This window comes from Bacillus sp. I-2 (assembly GCF_001974945.1).
GTDB classification, from domain to species: Bacteria; Bacillota; Bacilli; order Bacillales; family Bacillaceae; genus Bacillus; species Bacillus safensis.
Window position 1 is genome coordinate 97713 of sequence record NZ_LZRW01000001.1, and the last position, 19417, is coordinate 117129.

Sequence of the window (19417 nt, forward strand, 5' to 3'; positions counted from 1 at the left end):
ACGCTTTTTTTAATCTCGATCGACTTCCTTACGGAGATCATCTGCGACAAATTCTACATTCGTTCCAATAATAATTTGTACGGATGTTTTTCCAGAAGTCAGCACCCCTTTGGCACCTGCTTTTTTCAATGTAGCTTCATTTAATAAATTAGTATCCTCTACTGTTAAGCGAAGACGTGTGGCACAATGATCAATCGTGGTGATATTGTCTTTGCCGCCAAGCCCCTCTACGAGCACACTCGCTCCTCCTGCCGTCACCGCATCATCCGCTGTGATATCTTCCATGTCATCATCTTCCCTGCCTGGTGTTTTCAGCTTTAATAGTTTAATGAGGAAATAGAAAACGACAAAGTACACGACGCCATAAATGATTCCTACTACAAGAAGCAAGATCGGTTTTTGCGCAATACCGAAGCTTAAGACGTAATCAATCGCACCTGCTGAAAAGGCAAATCCGCTATGAATCCCAAGAGTGTTCACAATAAAAAGCGAAAGCCCCGTCAAAATAGCATGGACACCATATAAAAGGGGTGATAAAAACATAAAAGAAAATTCAATTGGTTCAGTGATCCCTGTTATAAATGATGTAAGTGCCATCCCAATCATCAGACCAGCTGTTGCTTTTCGTTTCTCAGGTTTTGCAGTTACAACCATGGCTAGACATGCCGCTGGCAGACCAAACATCATCACTGGGAAGAATCCGGTCATAAAGACACCCGCGCTTGGATCTCCTTTAAAGAATCGCGCTAAATCCCCTGTTGCCCCGCTGAATTCACCGAATTGAAACCAAAATAAGTTATTCAAGACATGGTGAAGTCCTAATGGAATGAGCAATCGGTTAAAGAAACCAAACAGCCCTGCACCTGTTGCACCTAGACTTAAAATCCATTCTCCTAAATCATTGATTACACTTTGAATCGGCGGCCATACATAACCGAAAACGGCTGCTAATAGAATGGTGAAAAGTGCGGTCATTATAGGCACAAGCCGCCTTCCGCTAAAGAAACCTAAGTATTCCGGCAGTTTCGTATCCTTAAATTTATTGTAAACATAACCTGCCAAAAGCCCGCATAAAATACCGCCCAATACCCCCATATTGTTGGTTGAGTTAATCGACGTTGTACCGGCTGACAAAATAAAATAAGAGATCGCTCCTGATAATGCCGCTGCCCCGTTCCCATCCTTTGAAATACCAATCGCTACACCCATTGCAAAAATTAAAGCCAAGTTCGCAAAAATTGCATTCCCTGCCGCATGAATAAACGGGATATTGAATACATCCTCCCGCCCAATGGCCAAAATAATCCCTGCTGCTGGAAGTACAGCGATTGGAAGCATAAATGATTTTCCTAGCTTTTGAAAAAACTGAAACACCATCTGATTTCCCCCCCTTTGTCATCATCATGACCAAATCATTCATGATGTTCATAAAAAATATATCATATGCACGTCTAGTTATCTATACCAATTTGTCCACATTCATTTGAATTCCGCTCTTTACTCTTTTTGCGTAAATTGTGGTAAGCTATTGAATAGAATGAAGATATAGAAAGCGGGAATGAACAGTGATTGTCAAACATGATCATGAGTTAGAAGCCTTAAAAAAAGTCGGCCGAATTGTCGCTTTGGCAAGAGAAGAAATGAAAAGCCAAGCGAAACCAGGCATGTCTACAAAAGAATTAGATTTGATTGGGAAAAAAATATTAGAAGAACATGGGGCCAATTCAGCACCTGAAAAGGAATATGACTTCCCTGGTACCACTTGTATCAGCGTGAATGATGAAGTTGCACACGGTATCCCTAGTGAAAAAACCATTTTACAAGAGGGCGACCTTGTGAACATTGATATCTCAGCAGAACTGGACGGCTATTATTCCGATACAGGCATTTCATTTGTTTTAGGTACAGGTGATGCTCGTCTTGAAGCATTATGTAAGTGTGCGGAAGATGCGTTCCTTGAAGGATTAAAGCATGCAAAAGCCGGTAAAAGACAAAACCAAATTGGCCGTGCGGTCTACAATACAGCGAAAGAACAAGGATTTACCGTCATTAAAAACCTGACAGGACACGGCATTGGGAAGAATCTGCATGAAGCACCTAACCATATCTTGAACTACTATGATCCATTCGATAATGCTTTGTTTAAAAATGGCACAGTCATTGCCTTTGAACCTTTCATTTCAACAAATGCTGAATCGATTTATCAGGCTGATGATGGCTGGACATTTAAAACACCAGATAAAAGTCTAGTCGCACAGATTGAACATACGATTGTGATCACTAAAGACGAACCGATTATTTTAACAAAGCTGTAAGCAGCGGGTCCCCTCCTTCACTGGAGGGGATTTTTTCATGCCCGTTTCACGAATCTGTCACGACTAAACAAAAAAGCCTGTGGTAAAATAGGCAAAGATATGCGAAAGGGGTCTTATTTAATATGTGGTTCATCATCATAGGTGTTATCTTTTTCATCGAAAGTATTATCTTAACGGTTGTAGGGATTAAGAAAAAACAATCCATGATGACCTATCTTGGTGTTATCATCATGATTATGACGGTCGGCATGATCCTCGTTACCCTCAACCCGCCAAATTCATAAATCAATATTTCCAGCATATACATAGATCATAGGCAGATAGAATCAGTTTTCATTTCTTGACACCTGCACGCTTTTCACGTTCTTTTTTGAGATGTTACAATGCAGGCAGTTTCAATTGAAAGGAGTTTTCTATCATGCATTATGGTAGCAAAGGCTGGTATGTCGAAGAATTAAAGAAGCTTGGTGTGACCAAGCATGAAGGAAGAAAGCTTCAAAGCTTAAAAACATATTTCCTTGCAAATCTTCTTGAGCAAAAGAAACGCAGCTCATAAGCGCTGAAAAGCCGTACATCTTAAGCTGATGTACGGCTTTTTTTAAATGTGCTGAATTCGTTTTTCTAAAGACTTCCTGACCACATCTGCTAAGGCATCTACTTCAAGAACGGCTTTCAGTCTCTCTGGACTTGTTTGACGATATTTGACTTCATTGACTTCATGGACCGTAATCTGATGGGACGCTTTTTCTACTAGTACAAGCGCAGCATCAGGCGGCACCATGCCTTCTTTCAGTACACGTAAATAAAAGCCTGTATACCCTGTTTTCTGCACTTCCTTTACAAGCTTCATGTTGCCATGCTTAAGAGACAATTTCACACAAGGCTGTCTTGGCTGGCTCACCTCAACAAATGCATCTCCAAGCTGAAACACATCGCCAATATGCACATTCGTTTCGACTAGCTGGCGTACTGTTACATTCTCGCCAAAGGCAGCTTCCTGTAATGGAACCCCTAAAAATTGTTCAAAGTGAGCATAATGATCATACGGAAAGACGCAGACGGCTTTATCATAACCCCCATGATGAACCAAATCCCCCTGACCATCTCCTTCAAAATTGACCTGACTTAAATACACTGGCTCATGAATGCGCCTTTTGTTGATGGCTGTTTTAATTTCTTTTCCATTCGCATAGGTGATGATAGGTTGTCCCACTTGGATTCCTTCTATGTCGTATCTCTTTTGTTCCACGATGGACATCTCCTTTGGTTGTCTACTGGCCTTTATTTTACATCGTTTGACAAACAAATCATAGTCGAGGCGTGAAGATCAGATACAGGCTATGGTACGATGTGAAAAAAGGAGAGATGACCATGATTCATTATCACGCCATTGTAAAAGGACGTGTGCAAGGAGTCGGCTTTCGTTATTTTGTTCAGGGAGAAGCCGTCAATCGTGGAATGAAAGGCTGGGTACGCAACACAGATGAAGGTCATGTCGAGTTAAAAGTAGAGGGTGAACAGCAGAAAGTGATTGATTTCTTAGAGACTGTCCGGAAAGGAAGTCCTTTTTCAAAAGTCACCGACATGCAAATGGAGCCGCTCACCGAGCTTGCTCATTATCAAGATTTTCGAATACGGTCATAAAAAAACCTAGCTCTCGCTAGGCTTTTTCTGTCCCGTGATAGGGCTTGTCCTGATAAAAATAGTTTGGTTTCACAATGGTATTGTCGTAATGCTTGTGGAATATGTGGGTAGCAGCTGGTGATACTGGCGGAATCAGCCATGTCCAGTCCCCAGTCAGCTTGCGGTCAGCCTTTTCTTCCTGCTTTTCAAACTGCTTGAATTGATGTGCTGCTGTATGATGATCAACAATGGACACCCCTGCTTCACGATAAGAATGGAGAACCGCCACATTCAATTCGACAATGGCTTTATCCTTCCAAAGGGACGCATTCTTGGTTGTGTCCAGTCCTAAAAGAGAAGCGACTTTTTTCAGCATATTGTAGCGGTTTTCATCCGCTAGGTTGCGTGCGCCAATTTCTGTGCCCATATACCAGCCATTAAACGGTGCAGCATTGTAATGAATACCGCCAATCTCTAATTTCATATCAGCAATAATCGGAACCGCATACCATTTTAGTCCCAAATCACGGAATCCATCATATTCAGGATGGGTGATCTCTACCTCTTGGACGATTTCTTTCGGAAGCTCATACAGAACAGGCGGCTGACCTTTTAGCTGAAACATGAGAGGCAAAATATCAAAATGTGTGCCTTCTCCTTCCCAGCCATGGGCTTGACATAATTTTGTTAATTCAAGAGATGCCTCGTCGCCGATGATGCCATATTCCGACTCATAGCCTGCATAACGAACGAGCTGATGATTATAAATGACGACTTCCTTCTGTCTGTTTTTCTCTGGGGGAAAGATCGTAATGGACGGTTTGATTTTCCCGCCATTTGTCGCATACTCAATATGATGAAAGAGCGCCTCCTTCACCTCATCCTCTGTCTTTACATGCCGGCAGTCATGCACTTGCAGGGTCGACCAAAACAAACGGCCAATGCAGCGGTTACTGTTGCGCCATGCCATTTTCGCCCCGTGAGCTAATTCCTCTAGCGTATGCGTATAAATTCCTTCAGACTCAATTTCTTTTTTTATTTCATGCAGACGTGCTGCTTTCTCTTCATTTGACTTGTTTAATTCTTCATAGCATACAGAAATAAAAGCTTCTGCTTCATTCCACAACGCTTCTTGATTACTCAAACATACTCGCCTCACTTTAATACGAATATATCCATTGTAGCGGTTTCTATTGATAAATTCACTCGTTTCAAACCATTTTTTATCATATCATCCGACCATTGTCCTTAGACCATAGATGAATCAATACGTTTAAGGGTCTTTTGGAGCCAGCGGACATAGCCTTTTTCCCTTTCGATTGCCCTTGTCAGCACTAAGTAATGCCCAAATTGCGCTGAATGCAGTTGTTCAGCAGAAGGGTCTTCCTCTGTCAAAGCGTGCAGCTTTTGTTCCAGCACATCTACTTTCTTGGTGCGCTCTATTAGTTGATAGGCAAACAGGTCAGCCGCTTCTTTTTTGTCCATGGAGGAGATGAAAAATGTTTTGAGCATGAATTCATCCTTTGTTGTTTCCGGAATCGGATCTTTTGTTCTTAACCACTGACGCAATTCTTCTTTTCCTGCCGCTGTGATTTGATAGACCTTCTTCTCCAGCTTTTTTCCTTGTATGTGAATATCAAATTCAATAAACCCTTCCTCTGTTAGACGCTTCAGCTCAGGGTAAATTTGACTGTGCTTCGCACTCCAAAACTGTCCAAGGGAATCCTTAAAATGTTTCGTGATATCGTATCCCGTCAGCTCACGCTGATCCAGCAAGCCAAGAATGGCATATTTTAGTACTCTCATGATGTGCCTCCAACGCTTATTCTTTGACAATAGTATACCATAGACTTTAAAATAAACATGTAAATCACAACATGTTTGAAAAAACATCATTCTAATGAAAGAAGGAATAAACATGGATCAATTCGTTGGACTTCATATGATTTATACGTATGAAAATGGCTGGGAATATGAGATTTACATTAAAAACGATCACACCATTGATTACCGCATTCATAGCGGAATGGTTGGAGGACGCTGGGTCCGTGATCAAGAAGTAAATATTGTGAAGCTGACAAAAGGCGTATACAAAGTCTCTTGGACAGAACCAACTGGGACAGACGTCTCTCTGAACTTTATGCCTGAGGAAAAACGCATGCATGGCGTCATCTTCTTCCCTAAATGGGTGCATGAACGTCCAGATATCACAGTTTGCTATCAAAATGACTACATCGATCTCATGAAAGAATCTCGTGAAAAATACGAAACCTATCCGAAATATGTTGTCCCAGAATTTGCGGACATTACGTATATCCATCATGCAGGTGTGAATGACGAAACCATTATTGCAGAAGCACCATATGAAGGCATGACAGATGAAATAAGAGCTGGACGAAAATAAAAAAAGCGGCACGCCTAGTGCCGCTTTAGATTGTTGACAAAGGGCTAAAATGATCTTTATTTTAGCCCTTTTTTATTGAATACCTAACGTCTTTTGAGGAAGCACGAAACGATAGACTGGCAGTTCATCCCCTGTTTTTGAAGCAATAAACCCTGATGACATATAGCTGTCCTTTGATTCTGGTTCAAGGGCAAGTGAGAGCAAATTGGTTTGCGGCTGTGCCGTGACATATACCTTTGTTCCTTTTGGCAGCTGACGTTTCTTGTCAACGAGTTTTGTTTCAAGCTGAATATCTGTTTTGCTCTTTTCTTCTCGCTTTGTCACCTGATAGGCTTGTACCGGCACTTTCATGCCAGCCGGCAATGTGACACTTTTTAATCCTAATGTTCTGAGTTTCCTCTCTACTCCTTCATGCCCCGGAAGAATGAGATAAGCTGTCGGCCGTTCTCTTGTTAAGACGGGCACAGCATCGCTCGCACTGTGAAAGCGTACAGGAACTTGAGTCGTTTGTCCTTTCTCAATATCGACCATTTCCAGCGAGTCATTGACAGGTGCTTGGAAATCGTCTTGAATGACCACCTGATCATCATCATTTGGCTGCAGTCCTTTTTTGACCAGCTTCAGCCGCTCCGTCACCATTTGCTGCTTCACCTGTTTGGCATGTTTCACCGTGGTCTCAATGATTTTTTCATGGGTGGCTACTTGTGCAGCGACGCGGCGGGCAAAATCCTCTCTTCCAATCCCAATCCCTCTGCTTTCTACAAGAAATGACAGGGCTGGCGAAAGTGCAAGGGCATTACGGCCAATTCGCGCATCCGTTCCACCTTCATAGATGTCGATCTTTCCATCCTTTCCTCTTGTGTTTGTATAATACAAATCGTTATAAAATCCTTTATTCGTCAGCGTTTCACGAACTCCGTTTACATACAACTCATTTGATGTCAGCCGGATGCTTTCTGGAATATTTAGATTCTTCCCTGAAAGAATAAGCAAATCATGATATTTGAGAGCGCCTGATGAACCGATATCTTCAAACTGCTTTTGACCCACATCGTATTCATGGGCATCAATGACCACTTCTGGCGCATACCGATTAAATTCTTGATGCAGGGCTGTCAGTTCTGGAGATTCTAATGTCATATGATCACGGTTTCCGTCTAATCCGTTTGCCAGTCTGCGGTCAAACGCATAAGAACCATCAGGATTGATTCTTGGGACAATGATGATATTGACATGATTGAGTATACGCTCTCCTTCTTCACCTGCTAATCGTTTTGCAATGACGAGAGCAGATTCACCGGAGGCTGGTTCATTTCCATGTATTTGTGCTTGCAGCCAGATGGTTGGCTTTTTTGAAAGTGGCGTGATGGAGCGATCCTTTGTAAAGTACAGGGCCGGAATGGATCTACCTTCAATGGATGTTCCAATCTGTTTCTGCGTGGCGTAAGGACTTTTGCGGACAATGTCTCGTAAGAAAGCTTGAAGCTCTTCTTGTGTCGTAAATGCTTCTTCTTTTTTCTGAAAGGCAGGGGTATCAAACGTCTCGTCAGGCTTAGGGTATAGCTTTTTCACTGAAGCCGGTTGTTCATAACTCTTTCCATAATAAGGGGTTTCTGCATGAGCTGAAGCTGGGCTCACCATCGACAAACTGCCTGCCAAGAGGCATGCAGCAGCAAAAAGAATCGTGCCTTTTCGTTTGGACATGCTATCCTCTCCCTTCGTTGATTTGCATTATAAAGAAAAAAACAGAAAAAGTGTCAGTATTTTTCAAAAATAAATCTTTTGGAGGAACAGGCATGTCTTTGTCTAGGGCAAATGAATGGAGCCTGCCCGGCAATATGACCTAAAAAAAGTGCCTGCCCACAGCAGACACTTTTTTATTTACCAGATGGAAATGGCCCCAATGAGAACCGCCATGACGGTCATAGCGACGACTGCCAGCACAGCCCATTTCATCCCAAATTTCTGATGCTGATCCAGTGATACGCCAACAAGTCCAACAAGTAAATGAGTTGATGGAACAAGTGGACTTAACATATGAATCGGCTGACCAATAATAGAGGCTCTGGCAATCTCAATTTTATCGACACCGTATGCTGCCGCTGTTTCTGATAGGATCGGCAGTACGCCATAAAAGTATGCATCATTCGGCATAAAGAAAGTAAAGATCCCGCTTGTTAATGCGACAATGACTGGAATAAAGCCGCCAAGCTGCTCTGGAATTGCAGATACAATCGAAATCGCCATTTCATCGACCATTTTCGTTCCAGTTAGAATACCTGTAAAAACACCTGCCGCAAAAATCATCGAAGCAATGGCTAAAACGTTTGTTGAGTGAGCGGCAATTCGCTCACGCTGCTGCTCCAAGTTCGGATAGTTCACGATGATCGCCACACAGAAAGCAAGAACAAATAGAACAGTTAAGCTGACTTTACCTGATACAAGCAGCAGCACCAATAACAAAGTCAGCGCCAGGTTAAACCACCAAAGCTTCGGCCGTTTGATGTCATCTTGCAGTGCCGCTGCCATTTCATTTGCATGAATCGGCTGTTCAAGTTCAATCACACCAAGGCGTTTTCTTTCGGCTTTTCCAAGAAAATAAGCAACAATAATCATACTGAGAACCCCTGCACCAATGACTGGAATCATCGGTCCAAATAAAAGTGAAGGATCAACGCCAAGTGCACTCGCCGCTCTAGGTGTAGCTCCTCCCCATGGAATTGTATTCATAATTCCCATGCCAACCCCGGCAATACCCGCTAAAATAATTGGACGGATGCCAAGCAGCGTAAATAGTGGAAGCATCGCTGTTGTTGTAATCATATACGTTGTCGTTCCATCACCATCAAGTGCAACAAGCATCGTCAGGACAGCTGTTCCGACCACGATTTTTAATGGATCGCCTTTAACGATTTTTAAAATTTTCGCCACCATTGGGTCAAATAAACCCGCATCAATCATAATGCCAAAGTACAAAATCGCAAACATGATCATGACCGCTGTTGGTGCGACTTGCTGCACGCCTTTGACAATCATGTCTGAAATTTCAGTAAAATGAAAACCTGCAATAAGAGCAAATGCAATTGGTGTTAACACCAATGCCGTTAAAACAGACATACGTTTCGTCATAATCAAAACCATAAATACAATCATCATAAGAAATCCTAAGATTGCTAACATATTGTTCACCCCTTATGTTGTATACGCTTTCATTAATGTGTTGGTATCCCATTTCCAACCCTTTTTGTCATCATATCTGAGGTGAGAATTGAAGTAAATATTATGAATTTTAATTCTTTTTCGGTCGATAAATGCTTTTTGTTCATTTTGTTCAAACATTGGGCTTTTTCATTCCATGAAAAAAACAAAGGGTTTATTTTAGCCCTTTGTCTTCTTTTCAGCGTGATAGAAAACCTTCGAAGTCTAGGAAGGATGAGTACCGAAGCGGAGCGAATATGAGATTCGTGAGCACCGGCACGCAGGAATGACAACAAATGCAAGGGTTTGGCTACACGCTGGAAGCGGTCTCACTCGACCGCTTGTTCTCCTTGTATCAATTGCTCATATTGCCTTAATTGATCTTCCATAAAGATCTTTGCCTCTTTGCTGTTCATATAACGACTTGTCCAACCCTTTTGCTTTAATCGCTTTTTCCAAGACTTCGTTTCCGTCATTTTTTGAAGAAGCTGATCCCATTCACGAATGTCATGCTGACTCATTTGTTTAGGGCCCATCACACCGCGCCAATGGGAGAAGATGAGTGGAATACCCTGCTCTTTCCATGTCGGCACATCTTCAAATCCATCTAAACGCTGGCTGGTTGTCGTCGCTACGAGCTTCAGCCTCTTTTTTTCATAATCATGACGAACCTCTGTAATGGTAGTCGTTGCTGCATCCACTTCATGGTTGATGAGCGCCTGAAATAAATCATCTGCACTGTCAAATTTCAAAAATTGAATGCGATAGGGATCAATCCCTGCCATTTCTGCTGCCCGGGCGAATGAGATTTGATCATCATTTCCAAAGTCAGGGGCAAACCCAATTTTTAAGGAATCTGGTTTTTTCTTGAGGGCGTGTAACAGCTCCTTCCCATTTGCAAAAGGAGAATCCATCGGGACTGCGACGACCTGCCACTCTTCTGCAAGGATTGCCAGCGGTGTCACATCATTCATCGTCACGTTACTGCTGCCAAGTAAATTACGGCTTAACAATAAGCTTGAATTTAAACTAATATAGTTGGCTTCTCGCTCCATCATGTAGGTCCATCCTTTATCCACCGTTCCGCCTCTTTGATAAAGAATGTTCACAGGCCGGTTCACCAGTTTCTCTTGTTCAAGCACTGATTTCATCACCTGAGCCGTTTGGTCAAATCCTCCATCTGGTACACCCGACACCACAATATATAAGGAGCTTTGCTGCAGGAAAGAGTCTCCGGCTTTTTTTTCATTAAAGGTGAGTGTCATACAAAGGCAGAGCACGATCACAAAAAGTATTCCTTTTTTCATCTTTTAAGACTCCGCTTGTTTGGCAGGGTAATATTTACGTTCAGGTCTGCCAATGATTCCGTATGCAAGCTCTGCCCGGCATTCCCCTGTTGTCACGAGATACTCTACGTACCGTCTCGCAGTTGTACGTGATGCGCCCATCTTTTCCCCGAGTTCTTCTGCTGTAATTCCGCTATTCTCTGATGCCATCAATGTTTTCACTTTGTCCAAGGTCAGTGAATTGATGCCTGTGGGGAGATCTCTGTCATCCCTTTGTTTTGGCTCTTCCTGCATCTGTCCAAAAAACAGATCGATCATCGTTTGATTGACTTCATCCTTTGAATTGATGATGTCTTTCTTCTCTTTATATTCGGTTAAAACTTGTGCAAACTTTTGTGCCGTCACCGGTTTGATTAAATAATGAACCACTCCGTAATGAAGCGCATCTCTTAAAAGCGTCGTTTCCGTTGCAGCCGTGATAATGATCACATCTACTTCAGGACAGCGTTCTCTTAAAAGCGGCAGCAAGTTTGTGCCGAGTTCATCAGGCATATACACATCAAGCAAAATGAGGTCAACTTGTTCCCTTTGGAGCGCCTCCCACATATCCTTTGCACTCTTTGCCTTTCCAGCGACCTTAAATCCTTCTATCTTTTGTATATAAGATTCATGAATGGCAGCGATTCGAAAATCATCCTCCGCAATGAGTACCTTAATCACCATCTATTCCCCCTTTGTGCCTTTCGGTATGTATACAGTGAAGATGGCACCGCCTTCTTTTTGGTTCGCAACTTCAATCCAGCCCCCAAGCTCGTCCAATACTTCTTTCACATTCGCAAGCCCATAGCCTCGTCCTTCTCCCTTTGACGAATGGCCTCTTGTGAAAATCTGTGACAGTTCCTCTTCATTCACTCCATCACCTGAATCTGACACTTCTATGATAATATCAAACCCAATATCTGTGATGAATAGGTCTACCTCGCGCTTCTCCTTATTTAATACAGCTTCAAAAGCATTATCTACGAGATTGCCAATGATGGTGATAAAGTGAGATAGACTTAAATGAGCTGGAAGCGGCTCAAGTGAGCTATTTTCATCAATGTGGAAATGGACTTTCTTCTCTGATGCTTTCCCTAACTTGCCAAGTAAGATGGCTTGTATTTTAGGAGACCGAATCTGCTTCATGAGTAAATCGTGCTGACGGTTTTGCAGATGATATTCTTCTTTAATTAGGTCGATGGCTTCATCGACTTGATTCAGCTCAAGCAGGCCTAAGATAGCGTACAGCTTATTTGAGAATTCGTGCGTTTGTGCCCTTAGGTCTTCTGAATATTGGCTGACCTCTGTTAATGTATCCAGCAGCTTCGTCAGCTCTGTCTTCTCTCTGAAGCTCACAATCCCTCCGAATACTCGATGATCCTGCATTACTTTTTTCACATTTAAGACATAGGTTTTATCATTGACGACGGTTTCGATGTTAGGTTCAATCGTCTCTGCCTTTAAATAGAGAAGAAGTTTGGCATTTGGCAAGACTTGATCAATATGAAGTGGCAGCTTTGATGAGACGCGCAGCATGTGCTCAGCTGATGTATTCATCATCGTAATCGCGCCTTTCTGGTCAAACGCAATGATCCCTTCTTTTATAGCGAGCAGCATCGCTTCTCTTTCTCGATACAACGAAGCTATTTCATGCGGCTCAAGCCCTAATGTATCTTTGCGAATACTCTTCGTTAAAAAAATCGCACCGAATATGCCAGGCAAAAGCACGAGAAGTGCAATATAGCTAAGCTTGAATAGCTGATGAGCTGTCGCTTGATCAATTTCCTTTTTTAAAAATTCGACGGTGACTGTGCCGATAATTTCTTCATGCCCTTCTGTTTCTTTCATAATGGGTGCACTGCCTCTGACAACGGTTTCACCATTAGAATCATCAGTTGATATGGAAGTTCCTCCAAATAAGAGGGTACTTCTTCCTTCCGATACACTGATGGTTTTTCCTACGTCCTCATGATTCGTATGAACAAGGACCTTTCCTTTTCGATTGGTAATGAAGATGGCATGTGCTCTTACTTGCTCCTTCATTTGCTCAAGCACTGCCTGTTCTTCATTTTGGGACGCTGATAGAGCCACCGATGCTTTAATGGGCGGCATATATGATATCGTTCTAGCGGTCTGCACCGCCAGCTGTTCAGCTTGTCCCTGCCTTTCTGATGTCTGCAGAAAACCAAAACAAATGGTTAATAACGCAATGACAACAAGCAAAAGCCCGATAATTAACCCCAAAATTTTCGTTTGTAAAGTCACTTTCCTTTTGCCCATCCTCACCGCTACAACCCCTAATTCAGTAGATTCACCCGAATAGACTCTAAGAAAATGATATCATTTTTTCTGACTAAGTTAAGAGAAAATTATTTCAAACAAAAAAGGACGACTCAGGCATCGAGTCGTCCCTGTATGCCTATTACGTGATTGATAAACCCGCACTCGCATAGCCTGCTACGGTATTCACTAAGGAAAGACCTGTAGCTGATGCGGAGAATACAACAAGCAATCGTGTTTCCGGTGTGACTGGTACATTTAGACCAGTCGCAATACCATTTGCGATCGCACCCAGCGTTAAAACACCGGTTAAAGCTGGTGCTAAAGTGACACTCGCTACTTGAGTGAAACTGTTATTTGGTGTCGGTGAAGCAAACAAACTAGCTGTGACCGTAATACTTGTGCCAAGCAAAGAAAGAGCAGCTGTCGTACTGAAATAGCCAGCAAATGATGTGATTGTTCCGGCTCTAGGAACTGAGAACGCCATGTTGAGTAAAGTGCCTGCAGCGCCGGTTAAATCAATCACTCCGCCTAAAATACTGACACCTGTCGCTGAGTTACCAAATCCGATCAAGCTGGATGTTCCAACAAGACCGCCTGCAATTGTTGTCAGGACAGCAGGTGTACCTGAAGCAAACGGAATGATCGCACTCGATCCTGTCACACCTGTTGGACCTGTAGCGCCGGTGGCTCCCGTGGCGCCTGTCGCTCCAGTCACTCCTGTCACTCCCGTGGCTCCCGATAAACCTGTAATACCCGTTACACCTGTCACTCCGGTTGCTCCGGTCGCTCCTGTGACCCCTGTGGCTCCGGTTAATCCAGTTGCTCCGGTCGCTCCTGTTTCTCCCGTGGCTCCGGTTAATCCAGTTGCTCCGGTCGCTCCTGTTTCTCCCGTGGCTCCGGTTAATCCAGTTGCTCCGGTCACTCCTGTTTCTCCCGTGGCTCCGGTTAATCCAGTTGCTCCGGTCACTCCTGTGACTCCGGTGACTCCAGTTGCTCCGGTCACTCCTGTTTCTCCCGTGGCTCCAGTTAATCCAGTTGCTCCGGTGGCTCCGGTAACACCTGTTTCTCCCGTGGCTCCGGTTAATCCAGTTGCTCCGGTAACGCCTGTTTCCCCCGTTGCCCCTGTAACTCCTGTCGCTCCTGTACCGGTTGCACCCGTAACGCCTGTCGCGCCTGCGGCTGCTAATAACGTATAATCTGGTGACGTATCTGGTGTACCTGTTGGCGGTGCCGTGTTCACAATATAGGTTCCACCTTCATACGTGACCACTTGACCTACTGGATATGTCGGGGCTGCCGCTGGATCAAATGCTACGGCTCCGCCTAAACCGATCCCCGTGGCGCCGGTCACACCGGTAGCTCCTGTACCTCCGGTTGCCCCAGTTACCCCAGTTGCTCCCGTGACGCCTGTCGCGCCTGCGGCTGCTAATAACGTATAATCTGGTGATGTATCTGGTGTGCCTGTTGGTGGTGCTGTATTCACGATATAGGTTCCACCTTCATACGTGACCACTTGACCTACTGGATACGTTGGGGCTGCCGCTGGATCAAACGCCGTGACTCCGGCTAAGCCGACTCCCGTCGCTCCTGTGATCCCTGTTGCACCTGTGACACCGGTGGCTCCGGTTGGGCCAATTTCTCCCGTCGCTCCTGTGACGCCAGTAGCTCCGGTTGGACCAATTTCCCCCGTCGCTCCTGTGAGACCGATTGCTCCTGTTGCTCCCGTGACGCCGGTGGCTCCGGTTGGACCAATTTCTCCTGTTGCTCCTGTGACGCCAGTAACTCCAGTTGGACCAATTTCTCCCGTTGGTCCTGTAACGCCTGTTGCTCCCGTCGCTCCTGTACCGGTTGCACCTGTAACGCCTGTCGCGCCTGCGGCTGCTAATAACGTATAATCTGGTGATGTATCTGGTGTGCCTGTTGGTGGTGCTGTGTTCACGATATAGGTTCCACCTTCATACGTGACCACTTGACCTACTGGATACGTTGGGGCTGCCGCTGGATCAAACGCCGTGACTCCGGCTAAGCCGACTCCTGTCGCTCCTGTGATCCCTGTTGCACCTGTTGCACCCGTATCACCAGTTACCCCAGTTGCACCTGTGACACCGGTAGCTCCTGTTGCGCCGGTGGCTCCCGTTGCTCCTGTGCCAGTAGCTCCGGTTGGGCCAATTTCTCCCGTCGCTCCCGTAACACCAGTGGCTCCGGTTGGGCCAATTTCTCCCGTCGCTCCCGTGACGCCGGTTGCACCGGTTGGACCAATTTCTCCTGTTGCACCCATGACGCCGGTGGCTCCCGTTGCTCCTGTTGCACCCGTACCGGTAGCGCCTGTAACACCAGTCGCGCCTGCGGCTGCTAATAACGTATAATCTGGTGATGTATCTGGTGCACCTGTTGGTGATGCTGTATTCACAAGATACGTTCCACCTTCATATGTCACCACTTGCCCCAATGGGTATCCTGGCGCTGCTGCAGCATCATACGGTACGACTCCCGTTAAACCCACACCGGTGGCGCCTGTGGCTCCAGTTGGCCCTGGTTCTCCTGTGACACCTGTTGGCCCTGTACCTGTTTCCCCCGCTGCGGCTAATAATGTATAATCTGCCGACGTATCCGGCGTACCTAATGGCGGTGCTGAATTGACCACGTACGTACTGCCATCGTATGTCACCACTTGACCTACTGGGAAGGTAGGTGCTACTGCTGGATCAAATGCCAAGATACCTGTTAAACCTACGCCTGTTGGACCGATTGGACCTGCTGGGCCTGCCGGACCCGCTGGACCCACTGCACCCGCCGGACCTGCTGGGCCTCTTCTTCCTCTCCCGCCTGGCGGACCTTGAATCACACAAACACAAGGATCTTTTCCGCAGCAAGGATTTTTCACTGGTTTCCTTGGCTTTTCTGCTATCCCTTTCTTACAACTATCACATTCCCAGCCATCGTCCTTGTACGCATCATACCAGCTTCCTTTTTGGTAGTGGTCTGTTGAATGAGTTGGATATGTCTTACCACATTGCCTACATCTTTTCATGGAATCACCCCCATCCATCGTATTCATCATGACTGGGATAGGTGTATGTACACTTTTATTTTTTTAAAATAATCAAAAGACCTTGCACTTTATGCACAAGGTCCTTCTTTCATTAAAGTCTCATCGTCATTTTTAAATCTTTTCCTACCATACTATAATCCATATCTACCGGCCGGATGGCTTCTTTTAATGATTTCGTACCTTCTCCTTCAAAAAAAGTAGGTGCATCTTTCCCTCCAATTAATAATGGTGCCATATAAATAATGACTTCGTTCACAAGGGACGCTTCTAAAAAGGATGCGCTCACACTGCCTCCCGCCTCTACAAGCACCGACATCACAGAGCGTCTTTTCAGCATACGTAACACCGCATGAAGATCTGTCCGATTTTCTCCGCTTGTGACAAATACTTGATGTCCTTTTTGCACCAGTTGATGGTATTTTTTTTGATCATACTTGTTTGAGGTACAAATGATGGTTTCTGCCATATGATCATTTAAACATTTCGCATGAAGCGGAATCCTTAATGTGGAATCTAAAATAACACGAATAGGCTGTGTCACGATTGAATCTTTCACAATAAGGCCTGCATCATCTTGAATAATGGTTTCGACGCCTGTTATCACAGCATCTGCTTCTTGACGTAATTGCTGCACTTCATTCCTTGCTTCTGTCCCTGTAATCCATTTGCTTTCTTGATGAGCTGTTGCAATTTTCCCGTCTAATGAAATGGCTGTTTTTAATATGACATACGGAAGGTCTGATTGTATCGAATGAAAAAAAGGAAGATTTAAGCTGTCCGCTTCCCGCTTACATACCCCTTCTTCTACTTCTATCCCTGCTTGTTTCAACATCGTGACCCCTTTACCTGCTACAAGTGGATTTGGGTCCCCAGTGGCAATGACCACCCGTTTCACCCCGCTCTTTATAATGGCTTCTGAGCAAGGACCTGTTTTTCCTTGATGCGAACAAGGTTCGAGCGTCACATACATATGAGCCCCCTTCGCCTTATCCCCTGCCATTTGCAGCGCATGAATTTCAGCATGCGGCTCGCCCGCCTTCATGTGAGCACCAATTCCAACGATCTCACCTTTTTTGACTACCACTGCCCCGACAAGCGGATTTGGCGAGGTTTGTCCTTTCATGGCCTTTGCGTTGGCAATCGCTAGCTTCATATAAAAAACATCGTCTTTCATGTAAGTCTCCTTTCCTCTCTTTCAAGGGAAAGAACTCCTTCAGGGAATGAAGGAGTTCTATTCTCATGTGCTATATTTTTTCCATCCGTTTCTTTTCAGATCGATCATAGTAAGGCAAGGAATAAAAAAGTTTATAAGATGCTCGTTGTTTACAAAAACAGCATTTGCGACATTCATATTTATTAATGAGGAGCACATGCGGACAATTGAGTACAGACAGACCTTTTTTCATATGTTCCTTGCAAACACTTATCATGAGAATCCCCCGCTTACATTCTTCTTCTTAATGAGAGATTACTTCTTTCGGAAATTGGTCAAATAAGCGTAGTACTTCGGTATGCGTCCCATCTTCTCGAACGTGATAAATCCCGCCGTCATATGAGCTTGCATATACATCATTGCCTAATTGTCTAATGGCACTAATCCCATTTAGGGCAATTCTAATTGGGCCGGTGTTGACACCCAGCTCTGGATTCCACACAACGATATAGCCCCAATAATCACCGCTTACAATATAGCCTGAGTCTGTGACTGTGACCGATTTAATCGAATACTGGTGTTCGTTATGCTGGTCTAAAATTCTTCCTGTATGCAAATCAAACAATCTCACATTCTTGTCGCGGCTGACAATGGCGATACGGTCTCGTTTACTATCAATAAAGACATCATTTAACAGCTCTGTCGCACCAATGTACTCCGCTTTTAAGGACAAACTCTTTTTATCTAAAAGACAGATGGTTCCTTCAACTGCTGCTGTGATGATAAGATCTCCTTCTACCTTTAATGCTTTGACCGCACAATCGTGTGCTTTGGAACGGCCGATTTCCTTTAAGTGTTCTGTCGAAATGACATGGACATAACCGCCGTAAGTTCCAATATAAAATTGACGATCCTCCTCGTGGAAATACACGCTGTTGACCGGACCTGTGTTAAGATCAAACGAAACCATTTGCTGTAATGACTCATGAACAATATGCACTTGACTTGCATGGTCTCCCCACGCATAATAGCTTCCATCCCGTGCAACAGCTACTCCATTTGTTAAAACGCCCGTCGATTTGGCAATTTCAATCCCATTTTTTCTGAATTTTCCATCATCTGATGCGGTAATAATATCACCTGCATCAGTAAGCGCAATATCATTGATAGATGGCGTCGCCATTTCGATCTCATCTGATATGACTTTGCCCTTTTCGATCGACCATTCACAATATGTTTTTCCAAAGCTAGCTCCTAGTATTGACTTCTCATCCTCTGTCCAGACAAGCGAGCGCTCCCACTGATATTTATGAGGCAGCAGCGTATCGACTAAATCACCTGTTTCATAATTCCACAGCTTAATTAAATGGTCGTAGCCTGCTGTCAGCAAGTAATTGCCGCTTGGAGAAAAATTCACGCGCTTGACGCCCTGTAAATGGGCTTTGATGATTTTCTTCTCCTGTAAAGTAGCTGCATCGTAAATAATAACGGTGCCATCATCTCTGCCAAGTGCGAATACTTCTTTTTGATTGCTGCCGCTGATCGTATCCAGCTCATAATCAAACGGGCCGATTTCCCCTACAATTTCTCCGGTTTCATACAGCCATACAAGGACATATCCATCATCACCTGTTGTATAAGCTTTATCACCATGTATCCATACAGCTAATACATCCTTGCTATGGCCATGGAATTCTCTTAAAATAGCGCCCGTTTCGATATCCCAGACTAAGCATCTTCTATCTCTGGACACGGATACAAGCAAAGTATCCTGCTTCGCAAAAGCGACGGCTTCTACATCATCTGCATGACCAAACAACGTGCGGATTCGGGTATTTGTGCCTGTATCATATAATTGAATGGTATAGTCTGACGATGCACTCGCTAAATACTTTCCGTTTTCAGAAAGAGATATGGAGTTAATGATATGCTCGTGACTACCAATAAACGTTCCTTCTCCCGTCGCCCGGTTCCACTGATAAATACAGCGGTCATAACCGCCAGTGTAAACAATTTGGTCGTGCTGAGTTGATAAAACAGATGTAATTGGTCCTCTATGCATAG

General features: G+C 44.3%; 17 protein-coding genes. 5 read left to right on the forward strand and 12 right to left on the reverse strand.

Annotation, left to right across the window (positions count from 1 at the left end):
• Positions 1-9 precede the first annotated feature (9 nt).
• Positions 10-1377: an N-acetylglucosamine-specific PTS transporter subunit IIBC gene (gene nagE / locus BAE31_RS00510; protein WP_076839118.1), complete on the reverse strand. Its 1368-nt coding sequence runs from the start codon at positions 1375-1377 to the stop codon at positions 10-12.
• Positions 1378-1565: 188 nt separating this feature from the next.
• On the opposite strand from nagE, the gene map reads away from it, so the two are divergent.
• The 3 genes from map to BAE31_RS00520 all read left to right on the forward strand — a co-directional run bounded on the left by map (position 1566) and on the right by BAE31_RS00520 (position 2871).
• On the forward strand, positions 1566-2315 hold the full coding sequence (gene map, locus BAE31_RS00515) for a type I methionyl aminopeptidase (protein WP_024424611.1): 750 nt from the start codon (positions 1566-1568) through the stop codon (positions 2313-2315).
• Positions 2316-2437: 122 nt separating this feature from the next.
• Complete coding sequence (locus BAE31_RS19530; protein ID WP_087976421.1) at positions 2438-2599, forward strand: hypothetical protein; 162 nt, start codon at positions 2438-2440, stop codon at positions 2597-2599.
• A 134-nt stretch (positions 2600-2733) separates the two neighbouring features.
• Positions 2734-2871 (forward strand): YflJ family protein, encoded by a 138-nt coding sequence (locus tag BAE31_RS00520; RefSeq protein WP_064497716.1) that lies wholly within the window; start codon positions 2734-2736, stop codon positions 2869-2871.
• A gap of 42 nt (positions 2872-2913) precedes the next feature.
• Here BAE31_RS00520 and BAE31_RS00525 read toward each other — a convergent pair whose 3' ends face one another.
• Positions 2914-3564, reverse strand: a complete 651-nt coding sequence (locus BAE31_RS00525) for an MOSC domain-containing protein (RefSeq protein WP_041106279.1) — start codon at positions 3562-3564, stop codon at positions 2914-2916.
• 122 nt (positions 3565-3686) lie between these two features.
• On the opposite strand from BAE31_RS00525, the gene BAE31_RS00530 reads away from it, so the two are divergent.
• The gene (locus BAE31_RS00530) at positions 3687-3959 is read left to right on the forward strand and encodes an acylphosphatase (RefSeq protein ID WP_024426625.1); all 273 of its coding nucleotides are present in this window, start codon (positions 3687-3689) and stop codon (positions 3957-3959) included.
• Positions 3960-3975: 16 nt separating this feature from the next.
• Here BAE31_RS00530 and BAE31_RS00535 read toward each other — a convergent pair whose 3' ends face one another.
• Together BAE31_RS00535 and BAE31_RS00540 are read right to left on the reverse strand one after the other, a co-directional pair.
• Positions 3976-5082 carry a nitric oxide synthase oxygenase gene (locus BAE31_RS00535; protein ID WP_076839120.1) on the reverse strand — a complete coding sequence of 369 codons (1107 nt, stop codon included), beginning with the start codon at positions 5080-5082 and terminating at the stop codon, positions 3976-3978.
• A 104-nt stretch (positions 5083-5186) separates the two neighbouring features.
• Complete coding sequence (locus BAE31_RS00540) at positions 5187-5744, reverse strand: PadR family transcriptional regulator (protein ID WP_076839121.1); 558 nt, start codon at positions 5742-5744, stop codon at positions 5187-5189.
• A gap of 112 nt (positions 5745-5856) precedes the next feature.
• Between BAE31_RS00540 and BAE31_RS00545 the strand changes: the two genes are divergently transcribed.
• The gene (locus BAE31_RS00545; RefSeq protein WP_008341777.1) at positions 5857-6342 is read left to right on the forward strand and encodes a phenolic acid decarboxylase; all 486 of its coding nucleotides are present in this window, start codon (positions 5857-5859) and stop codon (positions 6340-6342) included.
• Between the two features lie 72 nt (positions 6343-6414).
• Here BAE31_RS00545 and BAE31_RS00550 read toward each other — a convergent pair whose 3' ends face one another.
• From BAE31_RS00550 to BAE31_RS00595, 8 genes are all read right to left on the reverse strand, one after another.
• Positions 6415-8046 carry a M14 family metallopeptidase gene (locus tag BAE31_RS00550; protein WP_076839123.1) on the reverse strand — a complete coding sequence of 544 codons (1632 nt, stop codon included), beginning with the start codon at positions 8044-8046 and terminating at the stop codon, positions 6415-6417.
• 177 nt (positions 8047-8223) lie between these two features.
• On the reverse strand, positions 8224-9522 hold the full coding sequence (gene citM / locus BAE31_RS00555; protein ID WP_076839125.1) for an Mg(2+)/citrate complex secondary transporter CitM: 1299 nt from the start codon (positions 9520-9522) through the stop codon (positions 8224-8226).
• Positions 9523-9869: 347 nt separating this feature from the next.
• On the reverse strand, positions 9870-10847 hold the full coding sequence (locus tag BAE31_RS00565) for a tripartite tricarboxylate transporter substrate-binding protein (RefSeq protein WP_076839127.1): 978 nt from the start codon (positions 10845-10847) through the stop codon (positions 9870-9872).
• Positions 10848-10850: 3 nt separating this feature from the next.
• Entirely contained in the window at positions 10851-11546 is a 696-nt protein-coding gene (locus BAE31_RS00570) for a response regulator (RefSeq protein WP_025092679.1), read from the reverse strand.
• Between the two features lie 3 nt (positions 11547-11549).
• Complete coding sequence (locus tag BAE31_RS00575; protein WP_041106267.1) at positions 11550-13145, reverse strand: sensor histidine kinase; 1596 nt, start codon at positions 13143-13145, stop codon at positions 11550-11552.
• 142 nt (positions 13146-13287) lie between these two features.
• A complete protein-coding gene (locus BAE31_RS00580; RefSeq protein WP_139336358.1) occupies positions 13288-16179 on the reverse strand; it encodes an exosporium glycoprotein BclB-related protein in 2892 nt (963 codons plus the stop codon).
• 112 nt (positions 16180-16291) lie between these two features.
• Positions 16292-17374 carry a bifunctional diaminohydroxyphosphoribosylaminopyrimidine deaminase/5-amino-6-(5-phosphoribosylamino)uracil reductase RibD gene (ribD, locus tag BAE31_RS00585; protein ID WP_076839129.1) on the reverse strand — a complete coding sequence of 361 codons (1083 nt, stop codon included), beginning with the start codon at positions 17372-17374 and terminating at the stop codon, positions 16292-16294.
• A gap of 283 nt (positions 17375-17657) precedes the next feature.
• On the reverse strand, positions 17658-19415 hold the full coding sequence (locus BAE31_RS00595; protein ID WP_076839132.1) for a WD40 repeat domain-containing protein: 1758 nt from the start codon (positions 19413-19415) through the stop codon (positions 17658-17660).
• Positions 19416-19417: the final 2 nt, after the last annotated feature.